Below are 18,262 nucleotides of genomic sequence, written 5' to 3'. Positions count from 1 at the left end.
CGGTCGCCACTGGGCGCCTAGCGCGCGGCCCCGTCGTTCCCTCGTCACGAGTATCGACGCCGACAACGCAAACGCCCAGGTTAGGCTCGCAATGTGATCCTCACCATCACCACCACCCACACGCCCGCGACCGACCTGGGCTTCTTGCTGCACAAGCACCCCGACCGCGCGCAGTCCTTCGACCTCTCAGTCGGCACGGCCCACGTGTTCTACCCCGAGGCCACCGAGGAACGCTGCACCGCGGCCCTCTTGCTTGAGGTCGACGCCCTGGAACTCGCGCGCGGCTCCGGCCGCTCCACCATGTCCGACTTCACGCTGGGCCAATACGTGAACGACCGCCCGTACGCAGCATCGTCCCTGCTCGCATCGGCAATGAGGCGCGTGTTCTCGACTGCGGCCGCGGGCACGCTCAAGTCCAACCAGGCGCTCGCGGACTCAGCCATCCCGCTTGAGATCCGCATCCCCGCGTTGCCGTGTCGCGGCAGTAGCGACTTCGCACGCGAGCTGTTTGAACCGCTCGGCTGGGACGTCGACGCCCGGGCCATTGCGCTTGATCCCGAGTTTCCCGAGTGGGGCGATTCGCGCTACCTGGACCTCACGCTGACCGGCACACTTCGCCTCGCCGACGCCCTCAACCAGCTCTACGTGTTGCTGCCTGTGCTCGACGACGCCAAGCACTACTGGGTGGGCGACGACGAGATCGACAAGCTCGTGCACCACGGCGAGGGATGGCTCGACGCGCACCCGCTGCGCGACGCCATCGCGCGGAGGTATTTGGCCCACCAGAAGGGCCTCGTCAACGAGGCAATTGACAGGCTCGTGGAGGCGGGCGGGGACGACCCCGATGCGCTCCCGCCGGAGGCGACCCCCGCGGAGGACCTGTCGCAGCCCCGCGCGCGGCTCGCATGGACGCGCAGGGACGCGATCGTGGCGGAACTCAAGGCACTGGGAGTGCGCAGTGTCGCAGACGTGGGTTGCGGCGACGGCGCCCTGCTCCGACCCTTGCTCGCCGACGCATCGTTCGCCCGCATCGTCGGCACGGACGTCTCCGCCACCACCCTCGCGCGTGGGGCGCGCAGGCTTCACGTCGCCGACATGAGCGAGCGCCAATCCGACCGCCTCGCGCTGTTCCAGTCGAGCGCGACCTATCGCGACCGCCGACTCGAAGGGCTGGACGCGGTGGTGCTCATGGAGGTCATCGAGCACCTCGACATCGACAGGCTGCCCTCGCTCGAATCCTCGATCTTCGCCCACGCGCGGCCGCGTCACGTGATCGTGAGCACCCCCAATCGCGAGTACAACGCGCTCTACGAGGGGATGACCGAAGAGGCGCTGCGGCACCCCGACCACCGGTGGGAGTTCACGCGCGACGAGTTCGCCGCGTGGGCCGATGCCGTGTGCGCCGGTCACGGCTACGTGGCGCGCTTCGAGGGCATCGGCGATGCCGACGCCACCCTGGGTTCGCCGACGCAAATAGCCGTGTTTACCAGGGTCGATGTACCTGAGCCAGCCCAAGGCGTTGAGGGTGCGGAGGCGCTCGCATGACCCGCCGCATCGAGATTCCCGAACTGGCGCTCGTGCTGCTGATCGGCATCTCGGGCTCCGGGAAGTCCACCTTTGCCAAGCGTCACTTCCTTGGCACCGAGATCATCAGTTCCGACGCCGCGCGCGGCCTGGTGAGCGACGACGAGAACGACCAAAGCGCCACGGCCGACGCCTTCGACGTGGTCCACTACCTCGCGGGCAAGCGCCTGGCGCGCGGCAAGATCGCGGTGATCGACGCGACCAACATCCAGCCCGCAGCGCGCCAATCACTCGTGGCGGTGGCACGCGCACACGACGTGCTGCCCGTCGCGATCATCTTCGACGTGCCCGAGAAGGTCTGCCTGGAACGCACCAGAGCGCGAGACGACCGCGACTTTGGCGCAGACGTCATCAAGCGTCAGGCCGCGACGATGCGCCGCCACCTCAAGGGCCTAGGCCGTGAGGGCATCCGGGCGACTCACACGCTGAGCGCCGCAGAGATCGACGACGTCGACATCGTGCGCACCAAGCTCTACAACGATCTGCGCGACGAGACAGGGCCGTTCGACGTCATCGGCGATGTACACGGCTGCCGCGCCGAACTCGAGACACTGCTGGGCAGTCTCGGCTATGCGGTGACCAGGGACCACGCGGGCCGCGCGGTCGACGCCGTTCACCCCGAAGGCAGGCGCGTCGTCCTGGTAGGGGACCTGGTCGACCGCGGCCCCGACACCCCCGGCGTGCTTCGCCTTGCCATGGGGATGGTGCGCGCGGGCCACGCGTTTGTGGTCTCGGGCAACCACGAGGCCAAGCTGGTGCGCGCGCTGTCACGCAAGAACGTGACCGTCTCCCACGGGCTCCAAGACTCGCTCGACCAGCTCGCGCGGGAGCCACACGAGTTTGTCGCCGAGGTGCGCGAGTGGATGGACGGGCTCATCTCGCATTACGTGCTCGACGGCGGGCGCCTGGTGGTGTCCCACGCTGGACTCATCGAGAAGTACCACGGGCGTGCATCGGGAAGGGTGAGGGCGTTCTGCCTGTACGGCGACACGACGGGGGAGACCGATGAGTACGGCCTGCCCGTGCGCTACCCGTGGGCCAACGAATACCGCGGCAAGGCGATGGTGCTCTACGGGCACACGCCCGCGCCCACGGCCGAGTGGGTCAACAACACGATGTGCCTGGACACGGGCTGTGTGTTTGGCGGCTCGCTCACGGCGCTGCGATACCCGGAGCGGGAGGTTGTCTCAATCCCCGCCGAGCGGATGTACTACGAGCCAGCTCGCCCGTTGGTGCCTCCGGTCGAGGAGCGCGAACCCGGGTTGCTGGACATCGAGGACGTGCTCGGCACCTCTGGCGTCGAGACAGCGCTTGCGGGGCGCGTCTCGGTGCGTCCCGAAAACGCCGCGCCTGCCCTCGAGGTCATGAGCAGATTCGCCATCTCGCCCTCGTGGCTGATCTACCTGCCGCCCACGATGGCGCCCGTGGACGCATCGGCCGTTGAGGGCGTGTTGGAGCACCCGACCGAGGCGTTCTCGGCGTTCCGCAAGCACAAGGTCGAACGTGTGGTGTGCGAAGAGAAGCACATGGGATCGCGCGCGGTCGTGGTGATTGCGCGCGACCTGGAGGCGGCGAGGCGGCGGTTTGACGAGAGGGGCGAGCGCACGGGCGTCGTCTATACCCGGACCGGTCGCGAGTTCTTCGCGGGCGACCTCGGGGCTGAGTTGGTGCGACGCATCACCGCCGCCGCCGAGGGTGCGGGGCTCTTCGATGAGCTTGAGACCGACTGGCTCGCGTTCGACGCCGAACTGCTGCCGTGGAGTGCCAAAGCCCAAGGGCTATTGCGCGCCCAATATGCCCAGGTGGGCGCGGCCGCGCGTGCGTCGATGCCGGTGGCGCTGGCCGCCCTGGAAGCGGCGTCGGCGCGTGGTGTGGACGTCGACGCGCTACGCGGACGCTTTGCGGCGCGCGATGCGAACGCGCGGCTCTTTGTGGACGCGTACCGGCGATACTGCTGGCCCGTTGACGGCCTGGATGGCGTCCAACTGGCGGTGTTCCAGGTACTAGCCGCCGAGGCTGCAACCTTCGAGGAACGCGAGCACGCCTGGCACATGGACATCGCGGACCGCCTGGTTGCCGCGAACGGCGACTTGTTCCGCACCACCCGTCGCACCTACGCTTCGCTCGACTCCGAGGACGAGTGCGCCGCCGCGTCGGCATGGTGGGAGGAACTCACGGCGGCGGGCGGCGAGGGCATGGTGGTGAAGCCCGCGCTCAACCTCGACGCGTCACGCGCTCAACCCACGCAGCCGGGCCTCAAGGTGCGAGGAGCCGAGTACCTGCGCATTATCTACGGCCCGGACTACCTCGACGCCGACCATCTCAAGACGCTTAAGAACAGGTCCGTGGGACGTAAGCGTTCTCTTGCCTCGCGCGAGTACGCGCTGGGTATTGAGGGTCTTCGGCGCGCGGCGGCGGGTGAGCCGTTGTGGCGGGTGCACGAGTGCGCGTTCTCAGTGCTCGCGCTTGAGAGTGAGCCGATGGATCCGCGGCTTTAGCACGGTGGAGCGCGCGGCCGGTGTGCACCGAGCACTGCGGCTATCTGGATTATCCGATGGATGTGCCTGTCGCGGCGCGGGTCGGAGGGCGAGCGGAGTCCTCGGTGGCGCTTGATCTGAGTGCGTTGCACCGCGTGCCGCCACGCAACGCGTCCTGTGAGTACATGAGTGCACGTTTCGGTGGCGATCGAGCACTCATGTACTCAGGGGGCGCAAGGCCGATTCGGGAGGCGCGGGCAGGGGGCGCAGTGGGTGCAGGGGCCTGGAGTGGGAGACCCCCGCGCCACCACCCACGCCAGGCGAGCTCCACTTCGACGCACCGGTAGGCTAGTTCGAGACTCTGCCGCAACGCCGGCCATCTGCAAGAGCCGCGACACGGGAGATGAAGTGACTGACGTACAGCTGCGCCCAGGCCTCGGCGTCACACGCACCGTCACCCTCAGCGGCGACGCCCGATGAGCGCCCCCGTGCTCAGCGCCGCGACCGTGACCGCGGAGGCACGGCGTCGGCGCTCCATCGCCGTCATCTCTCACCCCGACGCCGGAAAGTCGACCCTGACCGAGGCGCTCGCCCTCCACGCCCACGCGATCGATCGCGCAGGAGCCGTGCACGGCAAGGGCGGACGCTCGGGCACGGTGTCCGACTGGCTGGAGATCGAACGCACCCGCGGCATTTCGATCACCTCGGCCGCGCTGCAGTTCGAATACGGCGACCACATGATCAACCTGCTCGACACCCCCGGCCACGCCGACTTCTCCGAGGACACGTACCGCGTGCTCACCGCCGTGGATGCCGCGATCATGCTGCTGGACGCATCAAAGGGCCTCGAGCCGCAGACCCTCAAGCTCTTCGACGTCTGCCGTAGGCGCGGCGTGCCCGTCATCACCTTCGTCAACAAGTGGGACCGCCCAGGCAAGGCCGTGCTGGAGCTGTGCGACGAGCTCGAGCAGCGCATCGGCCTGCGACCCACCCCGCTGAGCTGGCCCATCGGCGAGGCGGGCCGCTTCGTCGGGCTGCTGGACAGGGCCGACGCAAGCGTGCGCACGTATCGCAAGACACCAGGCGGCGCGAACCTGGCCGAGGAGACGTACTTCGAAGCGGCCGATGCCGCGCGCGAGTTGGGCGAGGACTACGCGACCGCCTACGACGAGGCCCACCTGCTCGAGCCCGTCGACCGCGAGTCCTTCCTGGCAGGCAAGACCACGCCGATGCTCTTTGGCGCAGCTCTCGCCAACATCGGGGTCAAACAATTGCTCGACACTGTGCTCGAGCTCGCGCCTGCGCCGCGCGCCCAGCCGACCGACGATGGCGGCGCCAATGCCGAGCCTGGTGCCGACGCCGACGCTGGCACCGAGCCAGTCGCCCGCGCGGTCGACACCCCCTTCAGCGGCTTCGTATTCAAGATCCAGGCCGGCATGGACCGCAACCATCGCGACCACCTCGCGTACGTGCGCGTCTGCTCAGGGCGCTTCGAGCGCGGGATGATCGTCACCCACGAACGCACCGGCAGGCCCTTCGCGACCAAGTACGCGCAGTCGGTGTTCGGCCGCGACAGGGAGACGATCGAAGAGGCCTTCCCCGGCGACGTCGTCGGCCTGGTGAACGCGAGCAACCTGACCGTGGGCGACACTCTCTTCGACCCCGACGGGCCCTCCGTGCGCTTTCCCGCTATGCCCGCCTTCGCGCCCGAGCACTTTGCGGTGGCATCGGTGCGCGACCCCGGCCGGTCCAAGCAATTCAGGAAGGCGATCACGCAGCTCGAGCAAGAGGGCGTTGTTCAGGTGCTCATCTCCGAGTCCCGAGGTGACGCCAACCCCATCTTCGGCGCCGTCGGCCCGCTCCAGTTTGAGGTCGCCCAGTTCCGGATGGAACACGAGTTTGGGGCGCCGATGCGCCTCGATACCCTGGGGTTCTCGGTCGCGCGGATGGTCACGTCGGAGGATCTCGCGGAGGTGCGTTCGTCCACGGGCATCGAGGTGGTTCGCAGGCCCGATGGCGCCTGGCTCGCGCTGTTCCGCGACATCTGGCACGTGCGGGGCTTCGAGCGGTCGCACCAGAAGGTTCAGCTGATCCCGCTCGACGCGAGCGAGGGCTGACGCGGGGACGCTGCTCCCGCATCGGAGACGTGCCGGCCCGGACTCCGCCCTGTCAGTCGAAGAGTGCTCGTTTTGATGCCGATTGAGCACTCATGTACTGATGGGAAGCGCGACGTCCCCGGGATGGCGCGCGCAAGCCCAGCGCGTGCCCGTTTTCGCAGTGCCGGCCCCGAGCGTTTGCGTGCCCCGTCCTACTGCGGTATGCCTGGAGTTGTACGCCCATGTCAGCGCAGACATGCCTGGTCACTAGCACTGGAGCGATACGATGCGCCGATCTCAACTGGCCCGAGTTCTCGCGGTGGCGGCGGTCAGCGCCATGTTCACGGCCGGGTGCACCGGGGTCAATCCAAAGCCGAGTGCCACCGCCACGGCAACCCCCGTCGTCACGTCCACGCCGACGGTTTCCTCGCCCTCCGCGACGACGCAGACCGCGACGCCGTCGGCCGCTCCCGACAGCCCTTCCACCGCGGCCCCCCTGCCAGCGGACGAACCGGCCAACGCGCCCCCCTTCCCTGCGGACACAGCGCCCGACACCTCGGCGGCCAGCGCGGGTGCGTTCCTCAGCCCCGTCAACCTGCGTTTTGGGGTTCACGACGGCTACGACCGCGTCGTGCTCGACCTCGAAGGGACGGGCCAGCCAGGGTGGGTCAGCCAGTACGTCGACGTTCCCAGGGCGGAGGGTTCCGGCTCCGTCGTCGATCTTGCAGGTACGGCGTGCCTGCAGACGACCGTCAAGGGCGTGACCTACCCGACCGAGGTCGGGGCCAAGACGTACGTCGGCCCGCAGCGCTTCAGTCCCGCATCGGCGGGCGTCGTCAAGGAGGTCGTCTACGGCGCGGTCTTCGAGGGTCAGGCGGAGGTCTACATCGGTCTGTCCTCGAAGCAGCCCTTCCGCGTGTTTCTCCTCGAGAATCCCACCCGTATCGTGATCGATATCTACCACCCATAGGGAGCGTCTGGTGGGGCGGCATCCGCCAGAGATGCGGCCACGCCCCCTGCCTGCGCCCTGTGAGTACATGAGCGCTCGTTTCCGCCGCCGATGGAGCACTCATGTACTCAGGGCGCGCCACCGAGCCTGTTGAAGACGCTCGAGTCCCATTCGAGAACGCCAGAAAGGGACATACCGCCGCAAAAGGGAACGGCGGGCCGGCACGGATCGGCCCCACGCGAAACCCTTGCGGCCTCGATGTCCGCGCGGTAACTTCTCCATCACGGGGCACGCTGCTTCGGTGCGCTTGCGCGAAGGAGAACCGACATGATGATCACGGGTGGTTTGGCGACGGTATTGGCGGGTGCCCTGGGTGCTCTGCTGTTCGAGGTTGTCCGCATGGTGAAGAGCTGGGAGCACGTGGGCGCGAGGGAGGTTGTCACGTCGCTCGTCGTGGTCACCTGCGGCGCCTTGGTGCCGCTGGTCTACGGCATTTCGGAGCGCAACTTCATTGAAGTGGCGCAACTTGGCATCGGCATTCCCGCGTTGGTGACTGCCGGGTTCCGTTTGGGCACAGATAGCCCGAGTCCGGCGTCTGGGCACCCGACCGTACTGAAAGAAGGGGAGACTCTCACCGCTGGAGGCGAGACTCGCCCCAAGGTGGCCGTCAAGCGATCGTTGGCCAACTACCTCGCCCTGCGGTAGCCCGACCTCCATCTGCTGCTCGGCACTTGCCATCCACCGCGTCGGCGACGCGGAGCGAGTCTGGGGCGGTGTCTTGCCGACCTACCCGAGGCCGTCCAGCATGGCCGTTCTTCCAAGCCCGTTCGCGCCGTCAAGCGTGCCCGCAACGGCGTCGTAGATGAAGAGGGCCACGTGTGCTTGGTCCGCGAGGGCCTCGGCGTCCTCCGCGTAGGTGCCGGCGGTGAAGAACAGCGGACGACGCCCGTCAACGGCGGCGGCCACGAGCCCTTGCACGTCCTCGACACCGACGGGCGCCGCGTCGTTCTTGACCTGGGCGACGCACCGCGCACTTGCCGCGGCGACGAGTCCGACCCCGGCCTCGTGCGACGTTCCCGCGTCGGACTCCCCGAGATGCCGCATCCAGGTCGCTACTAGGTACTCGGCGCCCCCCTGCGATACCCCGAATGGCTGGCCAGGCGGCGGGGGAGAACCCACCGCGCGACGCTGCTCACGTGCGTTCTCGCGAGCGGCTTCTTCCTCCTCAACGGTTCGCCGGGGTGCCGGTTCTTCCTCAACGGCGGCGGCTCCCACGACGGCCGCATCAACCACCGGGGCTCTGGCATCGTCCGGGTCAACGGGCCCAGGTTCGAGGTCCGTGGCAGTTGCGGCAGTTCTCGCAACCTGCAGGAGCCGTCCGGTCTCGACCTCTCGGGCTTGCTGCGCGCGAGACAGCATTGCGCCTGCTCGAAAGGCGTTGACGATCAGCCAGACGACTCCGGCGGCCAGACCGAGGAGGCCAATCAATGGGCCGGTCGACGAGCCGCCGCCTTGGCGTGGGGTGGAGGCGATGGCGGTCACGATGCCGATCAAGGCCAGTGCGATGGGACCCGGGAAATGGCGCCGACGCCAGATCTTGATCTCGCCCTGCTGTACTTGCTCCCACGTCCGGGTGAGGCGCACGATTTCGCCCGTCACGTCTCCGACGACGAACGCCTCCATCGTGTAGCCCTCGACGGGGTTGCGAATGAACGACCGGGCGGCATCTTGGCCCAACCTTCGAGCCGCCGCGTCTCGAGGGCTTCCGATCGAGTACTCGTCCATGCTCCAGAACTTATCGCAACCATCGGGCGTGGCGGGGGACTGCCGCACCGCGTTGCTGGTTGTCGTCCAGCGGTGCGAGGGCGCGCCCGTGGAGCCGAATGTGTGAGTATCGAGACATGAACACTCCCGGCAGCATCGTCCACGTCGTCATGACCCAATGGCGCGCCGATGCGCCCAGCGAAGCCTTCGCCGAGATCAAGGCGATCATCGGGCGCTTCCAAGCCGAGATCCCTGGCATCGTGAGCGTGGTCGAGGGTGCGAGCGTCAGCACGGAGGGGCTCGAGTCCGGGTTCGAGTGGGCCCTGGTGGTGACCTTCGAGAGCAAGGCCGCGCGCGACGGCTACCTGGATCACCCGACGCACCTGCCGGTGGCCGCGCTGATCGGGAAGTGGGCCGAACGCGTGGTGGTCTTCGACCTGAGCGCGTAGCGGGGCGGCCGAACGTCGCGCGAAAACCAGTTAACATACGTTAAGTAGTTGTCGCTAGGCCTTGGCCAGGCCAAGGCCAGCCTTGTCCCAGGCTTTGGCTGCCCGAAAGGACCCCATGTCTGCCCCAGCCCCCACACGCACGCCCGAGCCCGCCTCCGCGCGCACCCAAGCCCGCGCCAATCGAGCCGCCAGGGACACCGCGCGTCCTCACTACAAGTGGATCGTGCTGTCGAACACGACCATCGGCACGCTCATGGCGACCATCAACGTGTCGATCCTGCTCATCGCCCTGCCCGACATCTTCAGGGGAGTGGGCATCAACCCCCTCACGCCGTCCAACACCGGGCTGCTGCTCTGGCTGATCATGGGCTACACGGTGGTCACGGCGGTGCTCGTCGTGGGCCTTGGGCGGCTCGGGGACATGTACGGCAGAGTCAAGATGTACAACGCGGGGTTCGCCATCTTCACGTTCTTTTCGATCGCGCTCTCGATCACGTGGATGCACGGGACCACCGCCGTCGTATGGATGATCCTGATGCGGGTGCTGCAGGGTGTCGGTGGGGCGATGCTCATGGCGAACTCCGGCGCCATCATCACCGATGCGTTCCCCGTCAACCAACGCGGCCTCGCGCTCGGTCTCAACCAGGTGGCGGCCATCGCCGGTTCGTTCCTCGGTCTCGTCATAGGCGGCCTCCTCGCGCCCATCGAGTGGCACCTCGTGTTCCTCGTTTCCGTGCCCGTCGGCCTCTTCGGAACCGTCTGGGCCTATCTGCGCCTCCACGACATCGGCAAGCGGCGGCACGCGCGGATGGACTGGTGGGGCAACGCGACCTTCGCCGTCGGGCTCATCGCGGTGCTCGTCGGCATCACCTACGGAATTCAGCCCTACGGGACCCACACCATGGGCTGGACCAACCCCAGCGTCGTCGCCGCGCTCGTGGGTGGCGCCGCCGTGCTCGTCGCCTTCACCATCGTCGAAACCAAGGTCGAAGATCCGATGTTTCACCTCGACCTATTCCGGATTCGCGCCTTCACCGCGGGCAACGTCGCGAGTCTGCTGAGTTCGCTCGGGCGTGGCGGGCTGATGTTCATCCTGATCATCTGGCTCCAGGGCATCTGGCTGCCGCTCCACGGCTTCTCCTTCGAGTCGACGCCCCTGTGGGCGGGCATCTACATGCTTCCGCTGACGGTCGGGTTCCTGGTCGCGGGACCGCTCTCGGGGTGGCTCTCCGACCGCTTCGGGGCACGGGCCTTCGCCACCGTTGGCATGGTGGTCGCCGCCGCGAGCTTCGTGTGGCTCCTCGCACTCCCTGTCGACTTTGTGTATTGGCAATTCGGGGCCGCGCTGCTGGTCAACGGGCTCGGAATGGGCCTGTTCGCCGCCCCCAACTGGGCCGGAATCATGAACAGCCTGCCGCCACATCAGCGGGGCGCGGGAGCGGGAATGAGCGCCACCTTCCAGAACTCGGCGATGGTGCTGTCCATCGGCATCTTCTTCTCGCTCATGATCGTCGGGCTCTCGACGTCGCTGCCAGGCACCCTGTCGAGCGGGCTCATCGCCCAGGGAGTCCCCGCCGCCGCCGCGGCCCAGGTCGCGTCGCTTCCCCCCGTCGGCGTGCTGTTCTCGTCGCTCCTTGGCTACAACCCCATCGCGACCCTGGTTGGCCCAAGCGTCCTCGGGCATCTGCCCGCCGCCAACGCCCAGTTCCTCACCGGCAAGGCGTTCTTCCCTGATCTCATCTCCGGGCCGTTCCACCACGGGTTGGGAGTGGCCTTCGCGTTCGCCATCGCGGCATGCTTGCTGGCCGCCGTCGCGTCCGCTATGCGGGGGACCCGGTACGTCCACGCCGAGTCGGACGATGAAGGGGCAAGGGCATGACGCACGACGCTGCAGTTGCGGAAGGTGGGGCGGCGGACGCCGGGGTCGCCTCCGCGGCCGAGCTCGCCGGATCGCTCCGGACCGTCGTGGGGCGACTCTCGCACCAATTGCGGGTACCCGCCGCGAGCCAAGGTGTCACGCCGACGCGGCTGAGCGCTCTCATCGCGCTCGAGCGGGCGGGCGTCCTGCGGCCCTCCGTCCTCGCGGCGTCGCTCGGCATCACCCCCGCGAGCACGTCCCGTTTGGTGGAGTCTCTCGAGTCCGAGGCATGGGTAAACCGCGGGGTCGATCCCGACGACGGCCGGGCGTGCCTCCTGAGCCTCACGGCCGAGGGTTCCGCGATGCTCGCGCGCCTTCGCAGCGAGACCGACAGCATGCTCGCTGACGACCTCGCGGCGCTTGCGCCCGAGGCGCGGCGCACACTCGCCGACGCTCTCCCCGTCCTCATTGAGCTCGCGGATCGTTGGGTGGCGCCCACGCGCGACGAGTGAGGTTACGCACGATGCGCTAGGTGACGGGGATTCCCCTGAGCTCGAACGGAATCCGCCATCGGCATCGGCCTGACGCATGCTCGCCGCGACCCATGGCCGTCGTGCCGACCATGGACCAAGGAGGAGCCTGGACGAATGCTCAGAAAGTGGCACCAGACACCCTAAATGGTGCCCCCAGGGCAGGGGGCAGTAGCAAAGTGCCTAATAACTGGCGCGATTCCCCCATCTGTCCAAATGTTGGAAACCGCGCAAAAAAAACTTTGAGCGACACACCGGGGGTAGTGTGGTTCATTCCCAGCATTGGGAGCGTAGATAGGCCAATATGAACTTAGGTCGCCAATCGGAGGCCTACAAAACCAGGGGCAGCGGTCGGGCTCCGAAGCACCGGATGTCCTGACGTCCTCGTTGCGCCAGGGTAGCGTTTGGTCCGCCGGCTTCGCCCCTCAGCACGAGGAGAGATTATGCAGAAGTGGAACGCATTCCAGAAGAGCACCGCTGTTCGCGTAGTTGCGAGCGCGGGCACCATCATCGCGGTTGCCGCGATCGTCGGCGCTGGGCTTAAGTGGAACTGATCCCACAGCCGCGTGAAGGCGGCGTCGGGAGGCGACTCCTGACGCCGCGTTCGCGTTTCCTTGCGTATGTGACGGCCGTGTCTGCGCTCGGCGTGTCGTGCATCGTCTTCATCCTTATTTCAGCCCCGTGGTCTTCGACGTTTGTCCCTGGCGCGACGTGGGCAATCGTGTTCCTCGCGATAGCGGCCATTGTGGGCGAAATGCGGCCCATTCGACTTTTGCGTGCGGGCGCAGAGACGCGCACGCTCTCGACCTCCGCGCCGTTTGTACTCGCGCTCATCGCTGTCGCGGGCATCGGAGCGGCGGTGGCGGTTCAAGTCATTGCCAGCATCGGCGACGACATACGCCAGCGGAGGAGCCCTTTGAAGTCGCTCTTCAATACTTCGCAGTACGCGGTTAGCCTCATCGTCGGACGACTTGTCTATTCTGGTTTGGCGGGAGTCGGCTTTTTTGAAACGCCTACGCCCGTGGGCGCGGGACACCTCGGTGCGTTACTGGTGGCCGGTATCGCCATGGTCGGCCTGAACTGGGGCCTCGTCTCTGGCGTGGTTTCGCTTGTCACGTCACAACCACTCTGGGTGTCCCTGTGGCATGACGCTAGGGAGTACCTCGCGACGATCGCGGTCCTGCTCAGCGTCGGCGGCATCGCGGCGATCATCGCTGCCCAGGGCATCGGCGCGCTCACCCTCCTCGCCGCACCGGTGATCGCCGCTCACCTCTTCGCCGCAGCGGCCGCCCGCCACGCTCACGCCGCGACTCACGACGCGCTCACGGGCCTCGGCAATCGCGGCAAGCTTTACTACGACCTCGGCCGCGCGCTCGAGGAAGCGAAGGACTCGGTCGCGGGCGGCCCCGGCCTCGTAATGCTCGACCTTGACCACTTCAAAGACATCAACGACACGCTGGGACATCCAGTGGGCGACACTATCCTGCGCCAGGTGGGGGAGAGGCTCGTGGCCGCGGCCCCCAAAGATGCGTCCGTGCACCGCCTCGGTGGAGACGAGTTCGCCGTCGTTGTTCACGGAGGATTGTCGGACTCGAGGCTGGTGGCCCGCGACTTACTCGCGTCCCTCGACACCGCGATTCCCGTCGAGAACCTCGAGCTCGTCGTGAGGGCGAGTGTGGGAGTCGCCGTCGCGCCCGTGCACGGCACCGACGGCGAGACGCTCATGAAGAACGTCGACATCGCGCTTTATCACGCCAAGCTCGAGCGTGATCGGATCAGCATGTACTCCCCGAAATTCGACGTGAATACCGTGGAGCGCTTGCGCTTGTTGTCGGAACTGCGGGCCGCGCTCGATGCGCGCCAGCTACACGTTGTCTACCAGCCCCAAGTCGACCTGAAGAACGGCCGCACGGTAGGCGTCGAAGCGCTTGTGCGGTGGCGTCACCCCGTGCGCGGACTTGTGGTGCCCGATGAGTTCATCCCGCTCGCCGAAAACTCCGGCCTCATCTTTCCCCTCACCGACTTTGTGCTTGACACCGCGCTCGGCCAACTCGCGATCTGGCGCGCGCAGGGCTACGAGGTGCGCATGGCCGTCAACCTGTCCGCACGGCACCTGTCTGATTTGGGTCTGCCCGACCAGGTGGCGGATATCGCTGCGCGCCACAACGTCCCGCTGAGTTCGCTCGTCCTTGAGGTCACGGAAACCGCCATCCTGTCTGACCCCATTCGCGCGGACGCGGTCATCAAGACCCTCCGCGGGCTTGGCGTCGAGATCTCGATCGACGACTACGGCACAGGCAATGCGTCGCTCAGCTACTTGAAGCGCCTTGAGATCGACGAGCTCAAGATCGACAGGTCGTTTGTCAGCAATATTCGCATCGACGACCATGACCTGATCATCGTGAAGTCCACGATTGGTCTTGCACTCGCGCTCGGTTTGCGCGTTGTCGCCGAGGGAATCGAGGATGGCCCGACTACCGCCGCGCTTCGCGAACTCGGAGGCGTCCTCGGCCAGGGGTATCACCTGGGACGCCCTGGCCCCCCGGAGCAGATCGGCGCCAGGCTGGCCGACGAGCACCGCGCGGGCGCACGTGCCAAGGCGGCGAGCGAGTAGTCATGTTGGTCGTGGTGTTGTGCACGGTGGGCATCATCTCGCCGCTTCTTGCCGGGCGGTGGCCCGCAGGGCTTCTGCTCCACAAGTGGCGCCTGCCGGTACTGATTTGGGCTGCCCTCGCCTTTCAAGTGGTGGCTGTCGAGGTCGCAATGCCGCACGCTCTCGCGGCGACCGTCCACGTGTTGACCTACGCGGTGGCGTTCGCGTTCCTGTGGCTGAATAGGCGAGTCGGGGGGGTATTGATCGTGGCCGCGGGCGCCATCACTAATGGCGTTGTCATCGCTCTCAACGGCGGGACCCTTCCGGCGAGTGCGTCGGCGGTGAAAGCCGCCGGCCTCGACGGCGATATCGCGTTTGCCAACTCCGCCGTCCTTGATCACCCTGTCCTGCCGTGGCTTGGCGACGCCTTCGCATGGCCCACGCCGCTGCCTCTCGCGAACACCTTCAGCGTCGGCGATGTGCTGATTGTGGTCGGAGTCTTTGTGGCCGCCTGGGTGGGGTCGCGCAGGTTCGGCGCCCCGCCATCGGCGTCGGTGTCGGAGCCGGTGTCGGAGCCGGTGTCGGCGCCCGACAACTAGAACGCCCGCGCCGGCGCTTCTAGATCTTTCGGAGGATTCGGGCGGGGTTGCCCCCGACGACTACGTCTGGAGGCACGTCCTTGGTCACCACGGAGCCCGCGCCCACGACCGACCTGGCGCCGATCGTGACGCCGGGGCAGATCACCACGGAACCGCCCAGCCACGCGTCGTCCTCGATCGTGATGGGCAGCCCGATCTCCCAGCCCTCGCGCCGTAGTTCGACGTCCACCGGGTGATTGGGCGTGTAGAGCCGCGCGCCGGGTCCGATCAGCACGCCGTCACCGATAGTTACGCGCCCGGAGCCCAGCACCATGAAGTCGTTGTTGATGAACACGTTCGAGCCGATCGACACACGCTCGCCGTACTCGATCAGGATGGGTGGCCGGATGTCCAGGCCATCGCCGCATGACTCGATCGCGCCCGCGAAGGCCGCCGTCATCGCCGTCGGGTCCTCCGCATAGCGGGCGTTGACCTCGCGGCACACGGCGAGTGTCCCGCTTTGGAGTTCCGGAAGTTCGGGGCCCGCACGGTACCGGAACCAGTCGTCGGCGCGTAGCTTCTCCAACTCGGTGCGGCTCGGGTCCAGTTGCGGGCGCTCGTTCTTGCGCGCGCGCCAAATGGCGTCAGTCATGGGTTGGCCTCTCTTCGCGGTCTCGGACTCCATCTTCGCCGATGCTGGACGGCGGCGGAACCCGCGAGGGTCCCCGGGGCTACCACTCGGAGCCGCACGCGCCCCCTGCGCCGTCCTCGACCTGGACCGTTGCATGCGACAAACCGTGCTCGCGCAACACCGTCTGGGCCGCACGCACCACGTCCGCAGTGCGGGCCGCCTCGCTCACCAGGTGCACGCTCGCCACGTCCATGCCCGACGTGAGGGTCCAGACGTGAACGTCGTGCACGTCGGTCACGGAAGGCAGCTCGCCCAGGGCGCGGGTGAGGGCGTCAACATCGATCGACGGGGGAGCGGACTGCACCACGATGCGCAGCGCCTCGCCCGCGAGGCGGAGGGCCCGCGGCACGATGAACGCGGCGAGCACGAGGGCCACCACCGCGTCGGTGTATGGCCAGCCGGTGGTGAGGATCACGATTGCCGACACGATCACGCCCACCGAGCCGATCGCGTCCGCCATGACCTCCAGATAGGCGCCGCGCACGTTGAGGCTTTCCTTCGAGCCCGCGTGCAGCAGCCGGAAGCTCACGAGGTTGACCGCGAGTCCCACAACGGCGACCGCGAGCATCGGTCCGGCGTCCACCTCGACCGGGTGGCGCAACCGACCGATGGCCTCGACGGCCACGAAGGCGGCGACGCCGAGCAGCAAGGTGGCGTTGGCGAGTGCGGCGAGCACCTCCCAGCGGTAGTGGCCGAACGTCTGCTTGGGGTTGCGGGCGGCCCTGCGGGCAGCGGTGACGGCGGTGAGAGCCATTCCCACCCCGAGGGCGTCCGTCGCCATGTGCCCCGCATCGGCGAGCAGCGTGAGCGACCGCGTCAGGAGGCCCGCCGCGACTTCCACGCCGACGAATGCGACCACGAGCGCCAGGACCCATGCGAGCGCGCGCCGGTGCTTGCCTCCGGCAGACGCGGCGGTTCCGCCGTGCGAGTGGGTGCCGCTCATCGGGTCTCGGCCGCGTTCTCGCCCAGGTAGTGCTCGGCTGCGACGTCGAGGAGGAGGCGAATGTGGGCGTCGGCCAGCTGGTACCAGATCTCGCGGCCGCGTCGCTCGGACCGCACGACCCCTGCGGCGCGGAGTTTGGCCAACTGGTGGCTCGTGGCCGACTCGCCCGTGCCTGCGGTGGCGGCGATGTCGGAGACGCACATGGGGCCGGCCTCGACGAGCGCGTAGACGATGCGTAGGCGCGAGGGGTCGGACAGGAGTGCAAAGGGGGCGGCGAGGCGAGCGGCTGCCTCGGCGTCAATGCCGCGTGGCAAGGGAGAGTGGAGGTGCGGTTCGGTCATGGCCATCCCTGAATATCTGAACAAGTGTTCATATATTACAGGACGACGGTGCGTCCCGTCGCGGGACTGCGATACTCAAGGCATGCGCCTGCCCCTGATCGGTACCGTCGACCTCACGCCTTCCGGGCTATTTCTCGTTTTCGCCGTGCTGGTGGCGGTCGGCTATGTCGTGTGGCAGATCGTCGAGTCGCGGCGGAAGGGGAGCGGTACGAATTCCGAGGTGGGAGCCGCGGTGAAGGCTGGCGCCGACGACCCCCAGGCGGACAGCGCCGAGGGACAACGCGCCAAGGGAGACGACGAACTGCACACTCCGTAGCGCCCAGCGCCGATCTTGTGCGCGGCTACACGCCCATCTGGTCGAACAGCGTGGCGCGGTTCGCATTGATGGTGGCGCGGTGGCCCGTCACCCAGTCGCCGCGAAAGCCTCTTGGCACGATCTCGATGAGCTGGACGGTGTTGCTCCACAGGCGGTACAGGGCGAGACGCGCGTCGGCCAGCTCGTCGAAGCCGGTGGGGGTGGAGGCTTCCTTGTCGCGGGGGACGGAGCCGCCAGCGCGCGCATAGCCCCTGAGAAGCGGCTCCTCAACCCGTCCCGTGTTCATCGACTGTGCCCCGCAGAAGTCCTGAAGAGGGTCGCCAAAGAGGGCTCGCTCGAAGTCGAGCACGCCGTGAACCCGCCCCGTCGCGGGATCCAACAGGACGTTGCCTGGCCAGAGGTCGTTGTGCACGAGCGTGGGTCTCGTGACCGCTACTAGCGCGTCAGCGCTCGCGGCAAGGGCGTCGATCATGCGGTCGGGCTCGATATCGACGCCCCATAGCTCGGCATCGGCGATGGTGGCATCGATGAGCATCGCTAAGAACGTGGGCCAAGACCGTGCGCCCAGGGCGAAGTCGTGCGCGGGATAGCCAAACACCTCGCCCTCGATGGCCTGCATGGCGGCCATGATGGACCCGACCTGTTCCCAGGCGTGCGCATTCGCCTCGCCGGTCATGCGGTCTGAGACCGTGTCCCAACGCGTGCCTTTCACGTGTTCCATGACGACCACGTCCACGTCCGCAACCTCGCGTGTGAAGTCGCTGAGGATGAGACGCGGGCTTGGCACGCCCTCCAGGCTCGCGAGCAGCGTCAACATGTCTCGCTCTGCGCCGAGCATGTCGTGCTCGTAGGTGAGGAGCCTCGTGCGTTCCGGCGGCGCGGCTTCCGGCACCGAGGTCTTCATGACGACGGTGGTGCCGTCCGCGAGGTCCGCTGACTGGACGGCGCTGAATGTCCCCCCAGACAGAATGCGGTGACTCGTGACCTTCCCGAGCGGTGCGAGGATCCGATCCAACTCGGGGCGGGTCAGGGGTCTTTGTGTGGGCAACATCATCGCGTCGTCGCTCGCCATGACACGAGGCTACGCCCCCAC

The 18,262-nt window shown here is 67.4% G+C and carries 16 protein-coding genes; 11 read left to right on the top strand and 5 right to left on the bottom strand.

The genetic code is table 11. From position 1 onward, the window contains the following. Window positions 1–93: 93 nt before the first annotated feature. The 5 genes from BKA03_RS08955 to BKA03_RS08935 all read left to right on the top strand — a co-directional run bounded on the left by BKA03_RS08955 (window position 94) and on the right by BKA03_RS08935 (window position 7,811). Window positions 94–1,545 carry a 3' terminal RNA ribose 2'-O-methyltransferase Hen1 gene (locus BKA03_RS08955; RefSeq protein ID WP_179398044.1) on the top strand — a complete coding sequence of 484 codons (1,452 nt, stop codon included), beginning with the start codon at window positions 94–96 and terminating at the stop codon, window positions 1,543–1,545. Further along, window positions 1,542–4,082 (top strand): polynucleotide kinase-phosphatase, encoded by a 2,541-nt coding sequence (locus tag BKA03_RS08950; protein WP_179398043.1) that lies wholly within the window; start codon window positions 1,542–1,544, stop codon window positions 4,080–4,082. Before BKA03_RS08955 ends, BKA03_RS08950 begins: the two co-directional genes overlap by 4 nt. A gap of 455 nt (window positions 4,083–4,537) precedes the next feature. Continuing rightward, complete coding sequence (locus BKA03_RS08945; RefSeq protein WP_179398042.1) at window positions 4,538–6,178, top strand: peptide chain release factor 3; 1,641 nt, start codon at window positions 4,538–4,540, stop codon at window positions 6,176–6,178. 265 nt (window positions 6,179–6,443) lie between these two features. Next, on the top strand, window positions 6,444–7,127 hold the full coding sequence (locus BKA03_RS08940; RefSeq protein ID WP_179398041.1) for an AMIN-like domain-containing (lipo)protein: 684 nt from the start codon (window positions 6,444–6,446) through the stop codon (window positions 7,125–7,127). A gap of 306 nt (window positions 7,128–7,433) precedes the next feature. Further along, the gene (locus BKA03_RS08935) at window positions 7,434–7,811 is read left to right on the top strand and encodes a hypothetical protein (protein WP_179398040.1); all 378 of its coding nucleotides are present in this window, start codon (window positions 7,434–7,436) and stop codon (window positions 7,809–7,811) included. An 81-nt stretch (window positions 7,812–7,892) separates the two neighbouring features. On the opposite strand, the gene BKA03_RS08930 is transcribed toward BKA03_RS08935, so the two are convergent. Next, entirely contained in the window at window positions 7,893–8,891 is a 999-nt protein-coding gene (locus BKA03_RS08930) for a restriction endonuclease (RefSeq protein ID WP_179398039.1), read from the bottom strand. A 116-nt stretch (window positions 8,892–9,007) separates the two neighbouring features. On the opposite strand from BKA03_RS08930, the gene BKA03_RS08925 reads away from it, so the two are divergent. The 5 genes from BKA03_RS08925 (at window position 9,008) to BKA03_RS08905 (ending at window position 14,899) form a co-directional block, all read left to right on the top strand. Beyond that, entirely contained in the window at window positions 9,008–9,319 is a 312-nt protein-coding gene (locus BKA03_RS08925; RefSeq protein ID WP_218856017.1) for a Dabb family protein, read from the top strand. Window positions 9,320–9,434: 115 nt separating this feature from the next. Further along, a complete protein-coding gene (locus BKA03_RS08920; protein ID WP_179398038.1) occupies window positions 9,435–11,198 on the top strand; it encodes an MFS transporter in 1,764 nt (587 codons plus the stop codon). After that, window positions 11,195–11,689, top strand: a complete 495-nt coding sequence (locus tag BKA03_RS08915) for a MarR family winged helix-turn-helix transcriptional regulator (RefSeq protein WP_179398037.1) — start codon at window positions 11,195–11,197, stop codon at window positions 11,687–11,689. Before BKA03_RS08920 ends, BKA03_RS08915 begins: the two co-directional genes overlap by 4 nt. A 640-nt stretch (window positions 11,690–12,329) precedes the next feature. Further along, a complete protein-coding gene (locus tag BKA03_RS08910; RefSeq protein ID WP_179398036.1) occupies window positions 12,330–14,321 on the top strand; it encodes a putative bifunctional diguanylate cyclase/phosphodiesterase in 1,992 nt (663 codons plus the stop codon). A gap of 2 nt (window positions 14,322–14,323) precedes the next feature. After that, window positions 14,324–14,899 carry a DUF5317 domain-containing protein gene (locus BKA03_RS08905; protein ID WP_179398035.1) on the top strand — a complete coding sequence of 192 codons (576 nt, stop codon included), beginning with the start codon at window positions 14,324–14,326 and terminating at the stop codon, window positions 14,897–14,899. A gap of 19 nt (window positions 14,900–14,918) precedes the next feature. Here BKA03_RS08905 and BKA03_RS08900 read toward each other — a convergent pair whose 3' ends face one another. The 3 genes from BKA03_RS08900 to BKA03_RS08890 form a co-directional block, all read right to left on the bottom strand. After that, entirely contained in the window at window positions 14,919–15,530 is a 612-nt protein-coding gene (locus tag BKA03_RS08900) for a sugar O-acetyltransferase (RefSeq protein WP_179398034.1), read from the bottom strand. Between the two features lie 79 nt (window positions 15,531–15,609). Continuing rightward, entirely contained in the window at window positions 15,610–16,512 is a 903-nt protein-coding gene (locus tag BKA03_RS08895; protein ID WP_179398033.1) for a cation diffusion facilitator family transporter, read from the bottom strand. After that, window positions 16,509–16,853, bottom strand: coding sequence for an ArsR/SmtB family transcription factor (locus tag BKA03_RS08890; protein WP_179398032.1), 345 nt, complete (start codon window positions 16,851–16,853; stop codon window positions 16,509–16,511). The genes BKA03_RS08895 and BKA03_RS08890 overlap by 4 nt, the downstream gene beginning before the upstream one ends. Before the next feature lie 82 nt (window positions 16,854–16,935). Here BKA03_RS08890 and BKA03_RS08885 point away from each other — a divergent pair, with 82 nt between their 5' ends. After that, entirely contained in the window at window positions 16,936–17,169 is a 234-nt protein-coding gene (locus tag BKA03_RS08885) for a hypothetical protein (protein WP_179398031.1), read from the top strand. Between the two features lie 25 nt (window positions 17,170–17,194). Here BKA03_RS08885 and BKA03_RS08880 read toward each other — a convergent pair whose 3' ends face one another. Next, window positions 17,195–18,241 (bottom strand): phosphotransferase family protein, encoded by a 1,047-nt coding sequence (locus tag BKA03_RS08880; protein ID WP_179398030.1) that lies wholly within the window; start codon window positions 18,239–18,241, stop codon window positions 17,195–17,197. Window positions 18,242–18,262: the final 21 nt, after the last annotated feature.

The organism is Demequina lutea, assembly GCF_013409005.1.
Lineage (GTDB): Bacteria > Actinomycetota > Actinomycetes > Actinomycetales > Demequinaceae > Demequina > Demequina lutea.
This window is presented reverse-complemented; position numbering and strand designations above follow the sequence as displayed.